The sequence below is a fragment of the Neptuniibacter sp. genome (assembly GCF_024231755.1).
GTDB lineage: Bacteria > Pseudomonadota > Gammaproteobacteria > Pseudomonadales > Balneatricaceae > Neptuniibacter.
Window position 1 is genome coordinate 1 of record NZ_JAAEQH010000374.1, and the last position, 1118, is coordinate 1118.

Consider the following 1118-nt stretch of genomic DNA (forward strand, 5'->3'; position numbering starts at 1 on the left):
CTCTTTTACCACATGAAGTGGTAACGACTTCCCTTTTTGTGAAAGCTGCTTCTGAAATTCTGGGTAGTGGCGTTCGACCAATTGATACAGTAACGTCTGCTCTGGACGATGTCGTTTATAGGTATGAGAGTGAGTTACTAGGGCGTGTTGATCTTTTCTGTACAGCAGCAATAGGCTTCGTATCTGGAGGTATTGCGACAGGTAGTTTGAGGGGGGCGTTGGTTGGAGCATTCTCTGCTGCCGCCTTTCAGCAGATAGGGCAACATTTTAGGAATGCTTCAGATGCAAATTTGGGCCGATTAGCTGATGCTTCAAGCGCGGCTGAGTTTGACCAAATTTACAATGGGCTCCATGAATTTGGTGGCAATATGCTGACCTCTGGTCAAATTGCAGGTCAAATAGCAAGTCATGCTGCTGTTGGAGGAGTTATATCAACTCTATCAGGCGGAAAATTTGGTCACGGATTCTTTAGTGCAGGTTTTACAAAAGGGGCTGGAACTCCGATGATCGGTTCAATGGGAGACAATGCCATAGGTGCCACTTTAGCGTCGGCAGTAATTGGTGGAACAGCATCTGTGATATCAGGTGGTAAGTTTGCTAATGGCGCGAGGACTGCCGCATATCAAACCTTGTTTAATGGTCTTGGTGACTGGTTCAAACAACAAGCTGCACGATATAGTGCAGGTAAGAGGAATATAGGAAAGATTAACACTATGTACTATCCTCTGTGACTTCTGAATTCAAGACCTGTTTCACGCATTACAAATTTAGATATGAAAAGCAATGACGAAATCATTGTTGTTAATCGAATTGGAATACGCTGGTCATTGCTACTGAAATCTTCTAGTAGATATATGAAAGCACGCCCTGAGCATGATGCATGTTTAAGCTGTGCATTGTGTTCGAGCTTCAAGTACCAAGGTCCGGTTTACGTACGATGCCGCCCTACAGTTATTAGTGACAGGCACGAAAAGACAATTGGACTAAACCGCTCCGCGGTAGTAGTGCCGCCCCCACCTCATTAATTATATTCTGATCTCGTTCTCCGCTTCTAAGCTGAAGGAAGGGCAATGTCGCCCTGAATTCACTCAGGAGTGAAACCATGAGTTACTTTGAAG

Annotated in this window: 1 protein-coding gene; it reads left to right on the forward strand. The window is 44.8% G+C overall.

Annotated features, from left to right (window positions below; genetic code table 11):
• Positions 1-731 (forward strand): hypothetical protein (locus tag GY843_RS20805; protein WP_297312598.1); only part of this gene is annotated, 731 nt, incomplete at its 5' end.
• Positions 732-1118: the final 387 nt, after the last annotated feature.